The following is a 17138-nucleotide window of genomic DNA, read 5'->3' as shown; positions in this document are numbered from 1 at the left end:
ACCACCGCGTGATACCGGTATCAGGCTGAAAGGACGCGCAACATGCTCAAGTTCGATGAGCCGGAATTCGTCAAGCAGGCCGCCAGCGCCGTGGCCCTGCGCCCCAAGATCGAGGAGCTTGTCGATCGGCTGGTGGACGAGGGGTTCGACAACCTGCTGCTGGTCGGCGCCGGCGGCACCTACGCCCAGATGTGGCCGTACGAGCACCTGGCCCGGCGCACCTCGACGCTGGACGTGCGCTCGGCCATCGCGGCCGAGCTCGTCGTGACCGGCGACGCCAGACTCGGCGAGCGCACCGTGGCCGTCTTCACCTCGGTCACCGGCACCACCGACGACGTGGTGCGGGCCATCGAGTTCTGCCGCGCCCAGGGCGCCCGCACGATCGGCTTCACCGGCTACGCCGACTCCCCCGTCGCCCAGCAGGTCGACGAGGCGCTGATCAGCGAGCCGAAGACGTGGCCGTTCGACTTCCAGATGCTGCTGTTCATGGGCCGCCTGCTGGAGCGCCGCGGCGAGTTCGACGGCTACGCCAAGCTCGCCGGCGAGCTGGCCGACATCCCGCGCGTCCTCGTCGAGGTGGCCAAGCAGGCCGAGCCCGTGGCCGCCGCCTTCGCCGAGGCGCACCGCGACACCGACTACCACTTCCTCATCGGCGGCGGGAACCTGTGGGGGTTCACGTACCTGTACTCGATGTGCATCCTGGAGGAGATGCAGTGGCTGCGCACCACCCGCGTGCACAGCGCCGAGTTCTTCCACGGCTCGCTGGAGCTGCTCGAAGCCGGCACCAGCGTGCTGATCTTCCAGGGCGAGGACGAGTCGCGCCCGCTCACCGACCGGGCCATCGCCTTCGCCCGCCGCGTGTCGCAGGACGTCACCGTCTTCGACACCCGCGACTACCCGCTCGACGGCATCAGCCCCGAGTTCCGCGGCCTGCTCGGGCCGCTCGTCCTCGACACCGTGCTGAGCCGCGTCAGCAAGCACCTGGAGCGGGTCCGTGACCATTCGCTCGACCTGCGCCGCTATTACCGGGTGATGGACTACTGATGAAGGTGCTCGGCTTCGGCGACAACATCGTCGACCGGTTCCTCGACCGCGGCATCGACTATCCGGGCGGCAACAGCGTGAACGTGGCGGTGTTCGCCCGCCGCCGCCTCGGCGTCGAAGCCGCGTACCTGGGAGTGTTCGGCGATGACGAGCTCGGGCCGTTCCTGCGCGAGTCGATCGCCGCCCAGGGCGTCGCCGTCGACCGGTGCGTGGTGCGGCCCGGCGAGACCGGCGTGTCACACCTGCGGGTCGACGACGGCGACCGCGTCTTCCTGGGCTGGAACGGCGGGGGAGTCACCGTGCGCGAACCGCTCGTCCTCGACGCCGGGCTCGTCGCGTACGCCTCCTCCTTCGACCTGGTCCACTCCAGCGTCTACTCGCGCAGCGAGAGCGAGCTGCCCAAGCTGCGCACCCGGGTCAGCTACGACCTGTCCAGCGAGGACGAGTTCCGCACCCCCGCCTACCTGGACCGGGTCTGCCCGCACGCCGACCTGGTGCTGCTGTCCTGCTCCCACCTGGACGTGCCCGCCACCGAGGCGCTGCTGGCGGAGGTCGTACGGCGCGGCGCCGGGATCGCGCTGGCCACCCGCGGCGTCGAGGGCGCGATCGCGCACGACGGCGAGGTGACCGTGTCGGCCGGGGCGCTGCCCGTGGCCGAGCCGGTCGACACGATGGGCTGCGGCGACGCGTTCCTGGCCGGGTTCGCGGTCTCGCTGCTGCGCGCCGGCTGGCAGCGGGCGGCGCTGGAGCGGGCGCTGCGCGACGGCGCGACGGCCGCCTACGAGCAGTGCCTGGTCGAGGGCGCGTTCGGCGGCGGGCGGCCGATCTTGTCTAGAATCGAGAAATGAGGGACGGCATCCATGCCTGCTGATCGGGGGCAGGCGGCGGGCCAGCCGACGATCTCCGAGGTGGCCGCCGAGGCCGGCGTCGGCCGCGCCACGGCGGCGCGCACGCTCGGCGGTTATGGATATGTCAGCCCCGAGCTGCGCGAGCGGGTGCTCGCCGCCGCCGAGAAGCTGGGCTACCGCGCCAACAAGCTCGCGCGCAGCATGTCGACCGGGGTCAGCCACACGCTCGGCGTGATCGTCGCCGACATCGGCAACCCGTTCTTCGCCGGCGTGGTGCGCGGCATCTGCGACACCTCGCGGGCCCGGGGCTTCGACACGATCGTGCTGAGCACGTACGAGAAGCTCGAAGAGGAGGTCGCGGCCGTCAACGTGCTGCTCGACAAGCGGGTCGACGGCGTCATCCTGTCGTCGGCGGCGGTCGGCAAGGACGAGGTCGCGCACATCAGGGCGGCGACGCAGCGGGTGCCGGTCGTGCTGGTCGACCGCGCGGTGGCCGCGCTCGACCTCGACACCGTCGTCATCGACAACCGCGACGCCGCCCGGGAGGCCGTCGAGACCATCATCGCGGCGGGGCACCGGCGGATCGGGTTCGTGTGGGGGCCGCCGATGGCCCGGCCGCCCGCCACCCGGCGCGAGCTGCTGGCCGAGGCCGCGCGCAACCTGTGGACGGACGGCGAGCGGCTGCGCGGCTATCTCGACGCGCTCGACGACGCGCGCATCCCGTTCGATCCGGAGCTGGTGATGGTCGGGCGCAAGACCGAGGAGCAGGCGACCGAGGAGGTCGGCCGGATGCTCGCGATGCCCGACCGGCCCACCGCGCTGTTCTGCACGGAGACCGACGCGGTGACCGGCGCGCTGCGGGCGCTGCGCGCGGCCGGGCTGGCCTATCCGCGTGACGTGGCGCTGGTCGGGTTCGACGACAGCGCGTGGGCGGCGGTGATGGAGCCACCGCTGACGATGATCGAGCAGCCGGTGCACGAGCTGGGGGCCAAGGCCGCCCAGGTGCTGCTCGACGCGCTGGAGGGCGCCGAACCGGCCCGCGAGACCCATACGTTGCGCTCTCGGCTGATCGCCCGCGCGTCCGTGTAAGGGTTATAGTCTCCCTATAACAGTTACAGGGAGGCGTTTCTTGCTGATACCCATCGCCGACTACGCCCACGGCGCAGCGGTGGCCAACGACCTCGTGTCGACCTCGCCCACCGTACGGGGCTCCGAGGGCCTGCCCACCACGGAGGCGCTGGCCGAGTTCCTGGCCCGCCACGAGCTGCCGCTGTCCGGTGACGACCTGTTCGCGATCCACCTCTTCCGCCGGGAGGCGCGCGGCGTCCTGGAGACCGAGACCGAGGAGCACGCGGTCATGGGCGCCACCGTGCTGGCCCGCCGCGCCGGCCTCACCCCCGTGCTCGACCGCGACCCCGCCGGCCGCTGGCAGTGGTACGTGCCCACCGCCCCCGACGCCTCGCTCGCCGACACGCTGGCCACGGTGGTCGGCGTCGCGCTGCTCGGCGTCGTGCGGGCCCTGGGCCACGAGCGCTTCCGCGCCTGCCTCGCACCGGGCTGCCGGGGCGTGTTCGCCGACGTCAGCCGGGCCGGGCGACGCCGCTACTGCACGCCCGAGCTGTGCGGCAACCGGCTCAACGTCGCCAACCACCGCGAGCGTCAGCGAGTCGGCTCGTGACCCGGCTGGAAGGGGCGTTCCAACTGCCCGACGGCTCCTGGGTCCGGGGCCGCGGCCTGCGCAACCCGCTGCCGCCAGGCCCCGTGCCCGCCTACGGCCTCTACCTGGGCTCGCCCCGGATGCGCCGCGAGCACGACGCCGGCCTGACGTGGGCGCACGACTGGCTGGAATGGCCCGACTTCCTGCTGCCGCGCGACCGTGACGCGGCCGTCGAGCACATCCGCGCCCTGCACGGCCGGGCCCGCGCGGGCGAGGCCGTCGAGGTCGCCTGCGGAGGCGGCGTCGGCCGCACCGGCACCGTCCTGGCCTGCCTCGCGGTGCTGTCCGGCCTCACCCCGCCCGAGGCCGTGCGCTGGACCCGCGAGCACCATCACCGGCGGGCGGTCGAGACGCCGTGGCAACGCCGCTGGATAGCCCGCTTCCCGCGCTGACGTTGACAATCAACGAGGTAAGCCTAACCTAATCTCCTGCCCCTTCTGCTGTAGGAGACCACGTGAGCAACCTCGTAGACCTGACCGCCTGGCCCCTCGTCAACGCCGGCCAGAACGGCAGGCTCACCGTCCAGGACGCCACCGAACTGGCCGACGCCCTGCGCACCACCCTCGACCGCGCCAAAGCCGAGAACCGGCAGTTCGCCATCGTGATGGACCAGCGCGAGCGCAGCGCCCCCGAGAAGGGCGCCACGGAGATCCTGCACGGCTTCTGGGCCCAGCACGCCGAGGAGATCGCCGCCTGGTGCGCGGGCATGGCCAGCATCGTCGCCACCCCCTCGCTGGCCGACCTCGTCCAGAACCCCGGCCCGGGCGGCCTGGCCGTCCTCGGCACCGTCGACCCCGACGCCGCGGCCGCCTGGGCCCGGGACCGGCTCGCCCTCGCCGAAGCCTGAGCCCCGTCCCGTGGGCGGCATGGGCGGTATGTACGGCATGGACGCATTCCAAGATCGCCCTCTACACTGACGCTTGATCTGCAGCCACCGGCGTCCTCACCTTTCCCATGCAGGTCTCGGAGGCTTTCCGCGCCTCCGACGCCACGTCCTCGCAGGAAGGTGCCCCGCGTGCCCAGCGATGTCTCCCCGGGGCTCAGCCCGTGCGCGCACACGCCGCAGTGTCCTCCCCCGGCCTGCCTGCCGGCGAGCCTGTGGGCCCAGCCCGTGTCGGCCGACCCCGAGGCCCGAGGCGGCACGGGCGAGCTGAACACCGCCACCGGCGAGCGCCTCGGCGCCCTCCTGGACGACGCCCGCCGCGCCTTCCACGACCGGGCCGGCCCCCGGCCGCCCGCATGAGGATCTGCCCCCGCACCCCCGCCGACCTCGATGCCTGCGTCGAGGCGCTCGCCCAGGTCCAGGCCGCCGACCGCTACCCCGTCGACTGGCCCGACGACCCCGGCGCCTGGCTCACCCCGGCCGGCCTGACGTCCGCCTGGATCGCCGTCGACCCCGGCGGCGCGGTGCACGGGCACGTCGGCCTGGGCGCGGACGCCGAGATCACCCGCCTGTTCGTCACCCCGGCGGCACGCGGCCAGGGCCTGGCCGCCCGGCTCCTCGACACCGTGCGCGCCGCCGTACGGACGCCGCTGAAGCTGGAGGTCTCGGCCGAAGGGCAGGCCGCGATCGCCTTCTACGAGCGCACCGGCTGGCGCCGCGTCGCCACCACCCGCGCCGACTGGCTCGACAGCACCGGCGAGCCCGCCGTCCTCCACCACTACGTCACCCCGTAGCTGTTTGCCGGGGTTTGGCCGCCGACGGGACCTGACTCGACCGCCCACCGGGAAGATCCTCCCCGAAGCGGGGGCGGCCCCGCCTGATCCGGGGACGGTCAGCCAATGGCGCAGGTGTACATCGTGGGCGGCGGCATCGCCGGGCTGGCCGCCGCCGCCTTCCTCGTCCGGGACGCCGGCGTGCCCGGCGACTCCATCCGCATCCTCGAACAGCTCCCCATCACCGGCGGCTCCATGGACGGCGCCAAGGCCCCCACCGCCGAAGGCGGCTACGTCACGCGCGGCGGCCGCATGTTCGAAGAAGAGCACTACGTCTGCCTGTGGAACCTGCTGGAAACCATCCCCACCCTCGACGACCCGGCCATCTCCGTCCGCCAGGAGATGAAGGCGTTCAACATCGAACACCCCACCAACGCCAAGGCCCGCATCATCCTGCGCGACCGCTCCATCCCCGACGCCTCCCGCCTCGGCCTCGACAACCGCGCCCGCCTGGACCTGACCCGCCTGCTCGCCCTGCCCGAACACGTCATCGGCGGCCGCCGCATCGACGACTTCTTCCAGCCGGAGTTCTTCGACAGCAACTTCTGGTGCATGTGGCGTACGACGTTCGCCTTCCAGAACTGGCACTCGGCGATCGAGCTCAAACGCTACTTCCTGGCCTTCGTCCAGGAATTCGACCGCATCCACACCCTCTCCGGCGTACGACGAAGCCGCTACAACCAGTACGACTCGGTCATCCTGCCGATCCAACGCCGGCTGGAGACCCACGGCGTGACGACCGAGTTCGGCGTCACCGTCGACGACGCGCACTTCACCGACCCCGCCTGCCGCACCCTCGCCTCCCTCGACACCAGCGCCGGGCCGATCGACGTCGGCCCCGGCGACCGCGTGTTCATCACCCTGGGCTCCATGACCGCCGACACCACGTACGGCGACCGCGACACCGTCCCCGAGCTGATCCGCGACAAACGCGACGGCTCCTGGCGGCTGTGGCAGTCGATCGCCCGAAAAGCCCCCGACTTCGGCCGCCCCGCCGTCTTCTGCGGCTCCATCCCCGAGACCAAATGGGAGTCCTTCACCCTCACCATGCACAGCCCCGCCCTGCTGGACCGCATCACCCAGTACACCGGCAACGTCCCCGGCGAAGGCGCCCTCATGACCTGGAAGGACTCCCGCTGGCTGCTGTCGATCGTCGTCCCGGCCCAGCCGCACTTCCGCCACCAGGACCCCGACACCTTCACCCTCTGGGGCTACGCGCTGTTCGGCGACGTGCCGGGCGACTACGTGGACAAGCCCATGGACGACTGCACCGGCGCCGAGATCCTCGACGAGCTCCTCGGCCACCTCGGCTTCGACGACATCGCCGACCACGTCCGTGAGACCACGCAGATCACGACCGTGCAGATGCCCTACATCGACGCCCAGTTCCAGCGCCGCGCCCCCGGCGACCGCCCCCGCGTCATTCCCAAGGGCGCCACGAACTACGCCTTCCTCGGCCAGTTCGTCGAGATCCCCGAGGACGTCGTCTTCACCGTGGAATACTCGGTGCGCTCCGCCATGATCGCCGTCTACCGGCACTACGGCGTCGAGAAGAAGATCCCGCCGATGTACCACGGCATGAACGACCCCCGCATCGCCGCCTCCGCCCTCCGCACCGCCCTGGGCTGACCCGTGGCGCCCGACCTGCTCCGACAACGACAAAGGCCCGTCCGGATGATTCCGACGGGCCTTCTAGCTGGGTGGGGCTACCAGGACTTGAACCTGGGACCTCTTCCTTATCAGGGAAGCGCTCTAACCGTCTGAGCTATAGCCCCGCGCACTCGAACCGTACCGCATCCTCGTGAGAGAGGCGAACCGGTTTGTTCGGACGGGAAAAGCTTACCGCCTCCCGGAAGCTGCTCGCGCCGCACCCGCGGTGCGAGCAGCGACCGGAGAGGACTACTCGGCCTCGCTGAAGGTGACCTCGACGCCGCCCACGAGGTCGGAGGCGACGTTGTAGATGACCGCGCCCAGCGTCGCCAGGGCGGTGATCAGAACGACGTTCACGGCGCCGATGAGGGCCGTGTAGCCGAGGATGCGCACCGGCTCGAACCAGGACGCGATGTCGATCGGGATCGCGCTCTGCCCCTGCTCCCCCTGGCCGAGCTGGTTGACCAGGTCGACGAGCGAGTCGAAGACGCCCAGGGCCGACAGCACCCCGTAGAGCACGGCCACCGCGACGAACAGCACCACGAAGCAGACCAGGGAGACCACGAAGCTGAACTTCATGGCCGACCACGGCTCGATCCGGCGCAGCACCAGGTGGGCCTTGCGCGGCATGCGGGCCGAGGAGCCCGACGACTTCTTCTTCTTGCCGGGCAGCTCGACCGACGGCGGCGCCTCGGTGGTCAGCGCCGACGGGCGTACCCGCAGCGTGTCGTTGGCGCCGTCGCCGGTCTGCGGCGGCCCGGTCGGCGGGCGACCGGCGGGCGGCGGGCCGTCAGGACGGCCCGGCGGGCCACCCGGCGGCCCGGACGGCCCCGAAGGCCCGGGCGGTCCGGACGGCTGCTGCTGCGGCCCCGGCTTGGGGCCGGGCTGGGTCGCTGGTCTGGTGGAGCCTTCCTCCTCGTCAACCTGCTGGAAGATCTCGGGCTCCGAGGACTTCTTGGGCTGTTGCCGGCCGTTCTCCCCGGACGCTTTGGTCCTGGCGGGGCCACCTTGGGCGCTCATGACTTACTCTCCTCCCCCGTCAGCCTCGGTATCCGCCGAAGTGTCCATGGAGTTGACCACGGACTCGGCGTTACGGGCGAGGGCCACCACGCTGTCGCCTTCGGCGAGGTTCATCAATCGCACTCCCATGGTCTGACGGCCGGACTGCTTGATCTCTCCGGCGCTCGTCCGGATCACCCCGCCGGCGGATGTGATCGCGAAGACCTCATCCTCGGGGTTCACCATGACGGCTCCGACCAGCTTGCCACGGGCACTTACGATCTTCGCAGTCAGCACGCCCTTGCCGCCACGTCCTTGCACCGGATAATGGTCGATTGGTGTCCGCTTTGCGTACCCAGCCTTGGTGGCGATAAGCACATCTTGACCGTCGCCGATCCGATTCATGGCGAGAAGTTCGTCGCCTTCCAGGAACCGCATCCCGATGACGCCGCTGGTCGCGCGGCCCATGGGGCGCAGTGCCTCGTCCGAGGCGGTGAAGCGGACCGACTGGGCGCCCTTGGAGACGAGCAGCAGGTCGTCCTCCTCGGAGACGAGCCGGGCCCCGATCACCTCGTCGTCCTCGCGCAGGTTGATCGCGATGAGGCCGCCGGTCCTGGGGGAGTCGTACTCGGACAGGCGGGTCTTCTTGACCAGGCCGCTGCGCGTGGCGAGCACCAGGTAGGGGGCCACGTCGTAGTCACGCAGGTAGAGGACCTCCATGACCGTCTCGTCGGGCTGCATGGCCAGCAGGTTGGCCAGGTGCATGCCGCGCGCGTCACGCCCGGCGTCGGGCAGCTCGTACGCCTTGACCCGGTAGACGCGGCCCTTGTTGGTGAAGAACAGGAGCCAGTGGTGGGTCGTGGTGACGAAGAAGTGGTCGACGATGTCGTCCTGGCGCAGTTGCGCGCCGCGCACGCCCTTGCCGCCGCGCTTCTGCGCCCGGTAGAGGTCGGTCTTGGTGCGCTTGGCGTAGCCGCCGCGGGTGATGGTGACGACGATCTCTTCCTCGGCGATGAGGTCCTCGATCGACATGTCGCCGTCGTGCGCGATGATCTCGGTACGCCGGTCGTCGCCGTACTTGGCGGCGATCTCGCCCAGCTCCTCGTTGACGATCTCCCGCTGGCGGGCCTCGCTGGCCAGGATCGCGTTGTACTCGGCGATCTGCGCCATGAGGTTCTCGTACTCGTCCTGGATCGCCTGGCGCTCCAGGGCGGCGAGCTTGCGCAGCTGCATGTCGAGGATGGCCTGCGCCTGGATCTCGTCGATCTCCAGCAGGCCCATCAGGCCCTGCTGCGCGTGCGAGGCGGACTCGGAGGCCCGGATCAGCGCGATGACCTCGTCGAGCCGGTCGAGGGCCTTGAGCAGCGCGCGCAGGATGTGGGCGCGCTCCTCGGCCTTGCGCAGCAGGTAGCGCGTCCGGCGGACGATGACCTCGATCTGGTGGGCCACGTAGTGCCGGATGAACTGGTCGAGCCGGAGCGTACGCGGCACGCCGTCGACCAGCGCCAGCATGTTGGCCCCGAAGGTGTCCTGCAGCTGGGTGTGCTTGTAGAGGTTGTTGAGCACGACCTTGGCCACGGCGTCGCGCTTGAGCACGATCACCAGGCGCTGGCCGACCCGGGAGGAGCTCTCGTCACGCACGTCGGCGATGCCGGTGAGCTTGCCCTCGCGGACCAGCTCGGCGATCTTGAGTGCCAGGTTGTCCGGGTTGACCTGGTAGGGCAGTTCGGTGACGACGAGCGCCTGGCGGCCCTTGCCGTCCTCCTCGACCTCGACCACGGCCCGCATGGTGATCGAGCCCCGGCCGGTGCGGTAGGCGTCCTCGATGCCCCGGCGGCCGACGATCAGCGCCCTGGTGGGGAAGTCCGGGCCCTTGACGAGCCGGATCGACGCCTCCAGCAGCTCCTCGTCGCTCGCCTCCGGGTTCTCCAGGCACCACTTGACGGCGGCGGCGACCTCGCGCAGGTTGTGCGGCGGGATGTTGGTGGCCATGCCGACCGCGATGCCGCCCGACCCGTTGACGAGCAGTTGCGGGAAGCGGGCCGGCAGCACGTCCGGCTCCTGCGACTTGCCGTCGTAGTTGGGCCGGAAGTCGACGGTGTCCTTGTCGATGTCGCGCAGCATCTCCATGGCGATGGGCGCGAGCTTGCACTCGGTGTAGCGCATCGCCGCCGCCGGGTCGTTGCCCGGCGAGCCGAAGTTGCCCTGCCCGTCGACCAGCGGGTAGCGCAGCGACCAGTGCTGCGCCAGGCGCACCAGCGCGTCGTAGATCGAGGTGTCGCCGTGCGGGTGGTAGGTGCCCATGACGTCGCCGACGACGCGGGCGCACTTGAAGTAGCCCCGGTCCGGCCGGTAGCCGCCGTCGTACATCGCGTACAGGACGCGGCGGTGCACCGGCTTGAGCCCGTCGCGCACGTCCGGCAGCGCCCTGGACACGATGACGGACATCGCGTAGTCCATGTAGCTGCGCTGCATCTCGGACTGGATGTCCACGGGCTCGATGCGGTCAGCCGGGGGAGTGGTGTTCACTTCCGTCACTGGTGAAGGTCCTTAGTGTGGCTAGACGTCGAGGAAGCGGACGTCGCGGGCGTTGCGGATGATGAAGTCGCGCCGGGCCTCCACGTCTTCGCCCATGAGCACGCTGAACAGGTCGTCGGCCTGCGCCGCGTCGTCGAGCGTGACCAGGCGCAGCAGCCGCGTCGCCGGGTTCATGGTGGTCTCCCAGAGCTGGCCGGCGTTCATCTCGCCCAGACCCTTGAAGCGCTGGACGTTGTCGCGCGGCCGCGGGTCGGGCTTGCCGGCGGCGATGCCCGCCTGGATGACGGCGTCGCGCTCGGCGTCGGAGTAGGCGTAGGAGGCGTCCTCGCCCTTGCGGTCCCACTTGATCTTGTAGAGCGGCGGGCAGGACAGGTAGACGTGCCCGGCCTCGATCAGCGGCCGCATGAACCGGAACAGCAGCGTCAGCAGCAGCGTGTTGATGTGCTGGCCGTCGACGTCGGCGTCGGCCATGAGGATGACCTTGTGGTAGCGCAGCTTGGCGATGTCGAACTCGTCGTGCACGCCGGTGCCGAGCGCCGTGATCAGCGCCTGGACCTCGTTGTTCTTCAGGACCTTGTCGATCCGCGCCTTCTCGACGTTGAGGATCTTGCCGCGGATGGGCAGGATCGCCTGGAAGCGCGAGTCGCGGCCGCCCTTGGCCGAGCCGCCCGCCGAGTCGCCCTCGACGATGAACAGCTCGCACTTCTCCGGGTCGTTCCACTGGCAGTCGGCCAGCTTGCCGGGCAGGCCGCTGCCCGACTCCAGCAGCGACTTGCGCCGCGTCAGGTCACGGGCCTGACGCGCCGCCATGCGGGCGCGGGAGGCCTGCAGCGACTTGTTGATGATGTCCTTGGCCTCGCCGGGGTTGCGCTCGAACCAGTCGCGCAGGTGGTCGTTGCACGCCTTCTGCACGAACGACTTGGCCTCGGTGTTGCCCAGCTTGGTCTTCGTCTGGCCCTCGAACTGCGGGTCGGACAGCTTGACCGAGATGATCGCGGTCAGGCCCTCGCGGACGTCCTCGCCGCTGAGGTTGTCGTCCTTGCCCTCCTTGAGGAACTTCTGCTCGCGCGCGTAGCGGTTGACGATGGACGTCAGCGCGGCGCGGAAGCCTTCCTCGTGGGTGCCGCCCTCGACCGTGTTGATCGTGTTGGCGAAGGTGTAGACGGACTCCGAGTAGGAGTTGTTCCACTGCAGCGCGATCTCCACCGCGATGCCGTCGCCCTCCTCCTCGAAGGCGACGATCGACGCGTGCGCCGGCTCCTTCTTGGCGTTGAGGTGCTGGACGAAGTCGGCCAGGCCGCCCTCGTAGTGGTATTCGTCGCGGTGGACCTCGCCGTTGATGTGGTCGGGCCGCTCGTCCGTGATCGTGATGGTCAGGCCCTTGTTGAGGAAGGCCATCTCCTGGAAGCGGCGCGAGAGCGTCTCGTAGTTCCACGTCGTGGTCTCGAAGACCTCGGGGTCGGGCCAGAACGTGATGGTGGTGCCGGTCTCGTCGGTCTCCTCACCCCGCTCCAGCGGCGCCCTCGGCTTGGAGTGGTCGAGGAACAGCCGCCAGTAGTAGCCGTTCTGCTTGACCTCGACCTCCATGGCCGTCGACAGCGCGTTGACGACGGCCGAGCCGACGCCGTGCAGGCCGCCGGAGACGGCGTAGGCCTGGCTGTCGAACTTGCCGCCCGCGTGCAGCGTGGTGAGCACGACCTCGACGGCCGAGCGCTTCTCGACGGGGTGGATGCCGGTCGGGATGCCCCGGCCGTTGTCGACCACCCGGACGCCGTTGTCTGCCAGGAGCGTGACGTCGATGCGGTCGGCGTAGCCGGCGAGGGCCTCGTCCACGGCGTTGTCGACGATCTCCTGGACGAGGTGGTGCAGGCCGCGTTCACCGGTCGACCCGATATACATACCCGGGCGCTTGCGGACGGCCTCAAGCCCCTCGAGTACGGTGATTGAGCTAGCGTCGTAGGACAACTGCGAAATCCTCCTGCCGCGGACACGCGGCGGGGGAGGCGTTTGCTCAAAGCTGCCCCTGCCGTGCCCGTCACCGTCGTGAGTGCCCCGTGCGCGGTCACCCAGGGGAGTCGGCATGCTGCCGGGGTGACACGCAACCGGACGTGTCCGGAATCCGCTTTCATTCTACCGGTTCCGAGGGCCGAAGGTGGCAACGAACGCGCCTGTGATGCTCTCTAGCTCGTTTTGCCCCCGCTCAAGCATCCCCCCTCCGGGTTGGGGGGTCAACGCCTCTGCGGCTCTCTGATCGCCTGCCGCGCCTAACCGTAGGTGTCGCCGGGGCCCTTGCTTCCGGTCACCCGCAATCCCCCCGCCGGTCGCGGCGCGTTCTGCGGGCCCCTGACCTTGACCTTCGTCACCGTGCCGTCGCCGAGCTCCTCGTTGAGCCTGCGTACGAGGGTGCGCGCGAGCAGCCTGACCTGCGTCGCCCACGCCGTGGAATCGGCCACCACGAGCACCTCGCCGTCGTCGAACGACTCGGGCTTGGTGTGCGCGGCCAGGTCGGGGCCGACGATGTCGATCCACCGCCCGAACACCGCGCCGACCGCCGCCGAGCGCTCCCAGCCCCGGTCGGACAGCAGGTCGCGGATCGCCCGCCCGAACAGCTGCGGGTCGCCGCCCTCACGGCGCGGGCCGGCCGCCTTGCGCCTCGGCTCGCGCCGGGGGAGCTGGCCTCGCCTGGCGGCGTCGGCCTTGGCCTGGGCCAGCTTCTCCCGCGCCATCGCGGCGCCCCTGGCCGTCGGATTGTCGTCATCGGACACGTCGTACGCTCCCCTCGGCGACGTCGAATCGGGCACCGGCCAGCTCGGCCGGCACGTCGTCGTCCACAGCCGCGGTGATGAGCACCTGCTCGGCCGGGGCGACGATCTCGGCAAGGCGGCGGCGGCGCTGCGAGTCGAGCTCGGCGAAGACGTCGTCGAGGATCAGCACCGGATCGCCGCCGTCGGCGCGCAGCAGGTCGTAGGCGGCCAGCCGCAGCGCCAGCGCGAACGACCAGGACTCGCCGTGGCTGGCGTAGCCGCGCGCGGGCAGCTCGCCGAGGCCGAGGATCAGGTCGTCGCGGTGCGGGCCGATGAGCGTGACGCCGCGTTCGAGCTCGGCCTGGCGGACCTCCAGCAGCCGCTCGCGAAGCCGCTCTTCAAGGGTTATCCCCAGGTCTGTGGATAACGTCTGCGCATCGGAAGATCCGCGCTCACCGGGGACTTCGTCCTCACCGCCGTCCCCACCTGTGGACAACGTGCTGCGATAGGCGAGGGTCGCGGGGGCGCTCGTCGGGGCCAGCGCGGCGTAGGCTCCGGCGACCAGCGGGCGCAGCGCGTCGATCAGATCGAGCCGGGCGCGCAACAGCTCGGCGCCGTGCCGGGCGAGGTGGGCGTCCCACACCTCCAGCGTGCTCAGGACGTCGCCTGCGCCCGCCGCGGCGAACCCAGTGTCACTCTCGGCCCGCCTGCCGCTCCTGGCCCCTCTGCGGGCCTGTGAGGCCGTGCGGAGCAACGCGCCGCGCTGCTTGAGCACCCGGTCGTAGTCGGCCCGCACGGCGGCGAACCGCGGCGCCCGCGACACCAGCAGGTCGTCGAGGAAGCGGCGCCGCTCCGACGGGTCGCCCTTGACCAGCGCCAGGTCCTCGGGCGCGAACAGCACCGTGCGCAGCAGCCCGATGACGTCGCGCGGCCTGGACACGGGGGAGCGGTTGAGCCTGGCGCGGTTGGCCCGGCCCGGGTTGATCTCCAGCTCGACCAGCGCGCGCCGGTCGTCCCTGTGGACGGCGCAGCGCACGATCGCCCGGCTCGCCCCCTGACGCACCAGCGGGCCGTCACTGGCGACCCGGTGGCTGGAGTGCGTCGCGACATAGCCGAGGGCCTCGACCAGGTTGGTCTTGCCCTGGCCGTTGGGCCCCACGAAGGCCGTGACGCCCGGCTCCAGGCCGAGCTCCACGGACGCGTAGGACCGGAAGTCGGTCAGCGAGAGGTGGGCGACGTGCACCCCATGAAGGTTAGTGCGCCCCACAGGCCACTGGGGTCACCGGCGCACACCCTGTGGAAAACTCCGGGAACCTTCGGGTCACTCCGCTTCGCGCGGCGGCGTGACGTCGGCGCCGGGCGAGTCGGCGCCCTTCTCGGTCGAGCCCTCGACCGCCGTGGTCGCGTGGCCGCCGAACTGGTTGCGCAGCGCCGCCACCACCTTCATCGCCGGCGAGTCGTCCTGGCGGGAGGCGAACCTGGCGTAGAGCGCGGCGGTGATCACGGGCAGCGGGACCGCGTGGTCCACGGCCGCCTGGACCGTCCAGCGGCCCTCGCCGGAGTCCTGGGCGTAGCCGCGCAGCTGCTCCAGCTTCTCGTCGTCGTCCAGCGCCCGCACCAGCAGGTCGAGCAGCCACGAGCGGATCACCGTGCCGGTGCGCCAGCTGCTGAAGGAGCCACGGACGTCCTTGACGACGTCGGACGCCTCCAGGAGCTCCCAGCCCTCGGCGAACGCCTGCATCATGCCGTACTCGATGCCGTTGTGGACCATCTTCGCGAAGTGCCCCGCGCCGACGTCGCCGGCGTGGACGAAGCCGTCCTCGCCCTCGGGCTTGAGCGTCTCGAAGATCGGCATCAGCCGCTCGACGTGGGCCTTGTCGCCGCCGCACATCAGCGCGTAGCCGTTCTCCAGGCCCCACACGCCGCCGCTCACGCCGCAGTCGACGAAGCCGATGCCGCGGGTGGCCAGCTCGGCGGCGTGCTTCTGGTCGTCGACGTAGTGGGAGTTGCCGCCGTCGATGACGATGTCGCCCTCGGACAGCAGATCGCCGAGCTCGTCCACGGTCTGCTGGGTGGGCTTGCCGGCCGGCACCATGACCCAGACGACCCGGGGGGCGCTGAGCCGCTCGGTCAGCTCCTTGAGGCTGCCGACGTCGCTGATCGCGGGATCGCGGTCGTAGCCGACGACGTCGTGACCGCCGCGGCGCAGCCGCTCGGCCATGTTGCCGCCCATCTTGCCCAGTCCAACCAAGCCGATCTGCATGGTGCCCTACTACCCCCTTGTGAGGCTTCCATCATCCCCGACGCGGATTTCAGCCTGACAGGCGGATGGGCATGATCAGGTAACGGTAGTCGGGGGCCCCGTCACCTTCCACAGGCTTGCCCCCGGTGAGGATAGCGGGCTTGGTGGACGTGGTCATCTGGAGCCTGGCGATGTCGGAGTCGATCGCGCCGAGACCCTCCAGCAGGAACTGGTGGTTGAAGGCGATGTTCATCTCGTCGCCGTCGTAGTCGACCGGCAGCGCCTCGACGGCCTGCGCCTCGTCGCCGCTGCCCGCCTCCAGGACGACCTCGCCGCTCCTGAACGCCAGCCGCACCGGGGTGTTGCGCTCGGCCACCAGGGCAACGCGCTTGACCGCCTCGACGAACGGGCCTGTGGACAGGTCGGCGCGGGCGGAGAACTCGGTCGGCAGCAGCGAGCGGTACTTGGGGAACTCGGGGTCGAGCAGGCGCGTGGTGGTGCGGCGGCCGGCGCTGGAGAAGCCGATCATGCCTTCGCCGGTGCCTCCGGCGGAGCTGAGCGCGACCTCGACCTCGGCGCCGGTGCCGCCGAGCGCCTTGGCGATGTCGGCGAGCGTCTTGCCGGGGATCATCGCGATGGCCGAGAAGTCGGGCTGGCCCGGCTGCCACTTGAGCTCGCGCACGGCCAGCCTGTAGCGGTCGGTGGCGGCCAGGGTGACCGTGTCGCCCTCGATCTCCATCCGCACTCCGGTGAGCATGGGCAGCGTGTCGTCACGACCGGCGGCGACGGCGACCTGGCTGACGGCGGAGGCGAACACGTCGCTGCCGACACGGCCGGCGGCGGGCGGCATGGCCGGAAGCGACGGGTAGTCCTCCACAGGCATGGTGAGCAGGGTGAAGCGGGCGCTGCCGCACGTGACGACCGCCTTGGCGCCGTCGACGACGAAATCCACAGGCTGTGCGGGAAGCGCGCGGGTGATCTCGGCGAGCAGCTTGCCGGAGACCAGGACCACGCCGGGCTCACCGGTGTGGAGCTCCAGCGTGACCTCGGCGGAGACCTCGTAGTCGAAGCCGGACAGTTTGAGCTTCTGTTCCTCGGTGACCTCGAGGCGCATGCCGGCGAGGACGGGGACCGACGGCCGTGCGGGAAGGCTGCGTGCCGTCCATGCCACCGCCTCAGCGAGGACGTCTCGCTCGATTCGGAACATCACGGTGATCAGCCTCCTGGGTCGTCGATGAATCTTGAGTGTCTCGTCTCCCGCACCTGAGATCCGGGAGAACCCCTCTATGGGTCTTGAGTTTCTTCTTAAGAGATAAGTGAAGTCATCACACTAGGGGCGGTGGATAGTGTGGATAACCCGCGTCTTCCCTGCTCAGCGCCCCTGTTTTCATCCACCGGGGCTGTGGGTGACGCCTGGGGGTAACTTTCGCGGCTGTGGACGGGGATTCTTCGCCCACAGGCCGTCCCCAGATCTTGGTGCCTTCATCCACCGGTTATCCACGAGGTTTCCACAGGTTATCCACGGGGTAGAGACCCCTCTTTTGGAGCCCCAGATCGACTGTGCACAGGGCGTCCACAGGTCATCCACATGTTGTCCCCAAGTTGTCCTCAGGATGTCCCCAGGGTTATCCCCAGCCGTT

At 70.3% G+C, this 17138-nt stretch carries 16 protein-coding genes and 1 tRNA gene; 9 read left to right on the top strand and 8 right to left on the bottom strand.

What is annotated here, in order from left to right:
- Window positions 1-42: 42 nt before the first annotated feature.
- The 9 genes from ACWDXC_RS27405 (at window position 43) to ACWDXC_RS27365 (ending at window position 6954) form a co-directional block, all read left to right on the top strand.
- Window positions 43-1044, top strand: a complete 1002-nt coding sequence (locus ACWDXC_RS27405; protein WP_219504325.1) for an SIS domain-containing protein — start codon at window positions 43-45, stop codon at window positions 1042-1044.
- Window positions 1044-1892: a PfkB family carbohydrate kinase gene (locus ACWDXC_RS27400; RefSeq protein WP_449986458.1), complete on the top strand. Its 849-nt coding sequence runs from the start codon at window positions 1044-1046 to the stop codon at window positions 1890-1892. Before ACWDXC_RS27405 ends, ACWDXC_RS27400 begins: the two co-directional genes overlap by 1 nt.
- 12 nt (window positions 1893-1904) lie before the next feature.
- The gene (locus ACWDXC_RS27395; protein WP_357582875.1) at window positions 1905-2981 is read left to right on the top strand and encodes a LacI family DNA-binding transcriptional regulator; all 1077 of its coding nucleotides are present in this window, start codon (window positions 1905-1907) and stop codon (window positions 2979-2981) included.
- Window positions 2982-3021: 40 nt separating this feature from the next.
- Complete coding sequence (locus tag ACWDXC_RS27390; protein ID WP_449986456.1) at window positions 3022-3570, top strand: CGNR zinc finger domain-containing protein; 549 nt, start codon at window positions 3022-3024, stop codon at window positions 3568-3570.
- Entirely contained in the window at window positions 3567-4001 is a 435-nt protein-coding gene (locus ACWDXC_RS27385; protein ID WP_449986454.1) for a protein-tyrosine phosphatase family protein, read from the top strand. Before ACWDXC_RS27390 ends, ACWDXC_RS27385 begins: the two co-directional genes overlap by 4 nt.
- Window positions 4002-4063: 62 nt before the next feature.
- Window positions 4064-4456, top strand: coding sequence for a hypothetical protein (locus ACWDXC_RS27380; RefSeq protein WP_219504333.1), 393 nt, complete (start codon window positions 4064-4066; stop codon window positions 4454-4456).
- A 168-nt stretch (window positions 4457-4624) separates the two neighbouring features.
- Window positions 4625-4852, top strand: coding sequence for a hypothetical protein (locus ACWDXC_RS27375; protein WP_449986453.1), 228 nt, complete (start codon window positions 4625-4627; stop codon window positions 4850-4852).
- On the top strand, window positions 4849-5286 hold the full coding sequence (locus ACWDXC_RS27370) for a GNAT family N-acetyltransferase (RefSeq protein ID WP_449986452.1): 438 nt from the start codon (window positions 4849-4851) through the stop codon (window positions 5284-5286). The genes ACWDXC_RS27375 and ACWDXC_RS27370 overlap by 4 nt, the downstream gene beginning before the upstream one ends.
- A gap of 105 nt (window positions 5287-5391) precedes the next feature.
- Entirely contained in the window at window positions 5392-6954 is a 1563-nt protein-coding gene (locus tag ACWDXC_RS27365; protein ID WP_449986450.1) for an oleate hydratase, read from the top strand.
- A 72-nt stretch (window positions 6955-7026) separates the two neighbouring features.
- Here the strand turns inward: ACWDXC_RS27365 and ACWDXC_RS27360 are convergent.
- The 8 genes from ACWDXC_RS27360 to dnaN all read right to left on the bottom strand — a co-directional run bounded on the left by ACWDXC_RS27360 (window position 7027) and on the right by dnaN (window position 16708).
- Window positions 7027-7100 (bottom strand) — tRNA-Ile (locus ACWDXC_RS27360).
- A gap of 124 nt (window positions 7101-7224) precedes the next feature.
- Window positions 7225-7995, bottom strand: a complete 771-nt coding sequence (locus tag ACWDXC_RS27355) for a DUF3566 domain-containing protein (protein WP_449986448.1) — start codon at window positions 7993-7995, stop codon at window positions 7225-7227.
- Between the two features lie 3 nt (window positions 7996-7998).
- Window positions 7999-10512 carry a DNA gyrase subunit A gene (gene gyrA / locus ACWDXC_RS27350; protein WP_449986446.1) on the bottom strand — a complete coding sequence of 838 codons (2514 nt, stop codon included), beginning with the start codon at window positions 10510-10512 and terminating at the stop codon, window positions 7999-8001.
- 21 nt (window positions 10513-10533) lie between these two features.
- The gene (gyrB, locus tag ACWDXC_RS27345; RefSeq protein WP_372455353.1) at window positions 10534-12456 is read right to left on the bottom strand and encodes a DNA topoisomerase (ATP-hydrolyzing) subunit B; all 1923 of its coding nucleotides are present in this window, start codon (window positions 12454-12456) and stop codon (window positions 10534-10536) included.
- Window positions 12457-12776: 320 nt separating this feature from the next.
- Entirely contained in the window at window positions 12777-13277 is a 501-nt protein-coding gene (locus ACWDXC_RS27340; RefSeq protein WP_231618619.1) for a DUF721 domain-containing protein, read from the bottom strand.
- Entirely contained in the window at window positions 13267-14499 is a 1233-nt protein-coding gene (gene recF, locus ACWDXC_RS27335; protein WP_449986445.1) for a DNA replication/repair protein RecF, read from the bottom strand. Before recF ends, ACWDXC_RS27340 begins: the two co-directional genes overlap by 11 nt.
- Window positions 14500-14577: 78 nt before the next feature.
- A complete protein-coding gene (gnd, locus tag ACWDXC_RS27330; protein WP_219504353.1) occupies window positions 14578-15519 on the bottom strand; it encodes a phosphogluconate dehydrogenase (NAD(+)-dependent, decarboxylating) in 942 nt (313 codons plus the stop codon).
- A 49-nt stretch (window positions 15520-15568) separates the two neighbouring features.
- Window positions 15569-16708 carry a DNA polymerase III subunit beta gene (gene dnaN, locus ACWDXC_RS27325; RefSeq protein WP_449986443.1) on the bottom strand — a complete coding sequence of 380 codons (1140 nt, stop codon included), beginning with the start codon at window positions 16706-16708 and terminating at the stop codon, window positions 15569-15571.
- Between the last annotated feature and the right edge of the window lie 430 nt (window positions 16709-17138).

The organism is Nonomuraea sp. NPDC003214, assembly GCF_053590035.1.
Note: the sequence above shows the minus strand (reverse complement) of the source record. Positions and strands in the feature narration are given on the sequence as shown.

What these genes read in the sequence shown, in the direction of transcription:
- ACWDXC_RS27405 (WP_219504325.1), top strand. Translation starts at nt 43, where the DNA reads ATGCTCAAGTTCGATGAGCCGGAATTCGTCAAGCAGGCCGCCAGCGCC.
- ACWDXC_RS27400 (WP_449986458.1), top strand. Translation starts at nt 1,044, where the DNA reads ATGAAGGTGCTCGGCTTCGGCGACAACATCGTCGACCGGTTCCTCGAC.
- ACWDXC_RS27395 (WP_357582875.1), top strand. Translation starts at nt 1,905, where the DNA reads ATGCCTGCTGATCGGGGGCAGGCGGCGGGCCAGCCGACGATCTCCGAG.
- ACWDXC_RS27370 (WP_449986452.1), top strand. Translation starts at nt 4,849, where the DNA reads ATGAGGATCTGCCCCCGCACCCCCGCCGACCTCGATGCCTGCGTCGAG.
- ACWDXC_RS27365 (WP_449986450.1), top strand. Translation starts at nt 5,392, where the DNA reads ATGGCGCAGGTGTACATCGTGGGCGGCGGCATCGCCGGGCTGGCCGCC.
- ACWDXC_RS27355 (WP_449986448.1), bottom strand. Translation starts at nt 7,995, where the DNA reads ATGAGCGCCCAAGGTGGCCCCGCCAGGACCAAAGCGTCCGGGGAGAAC.
- gnd (WP_219504353.1), bottom strand. Translation starts at nt 15,519, where the DNA reads ATGCAGATCGGCTTGGTTGGACTGGGCAAGATGGGCGGCAACATGGCC.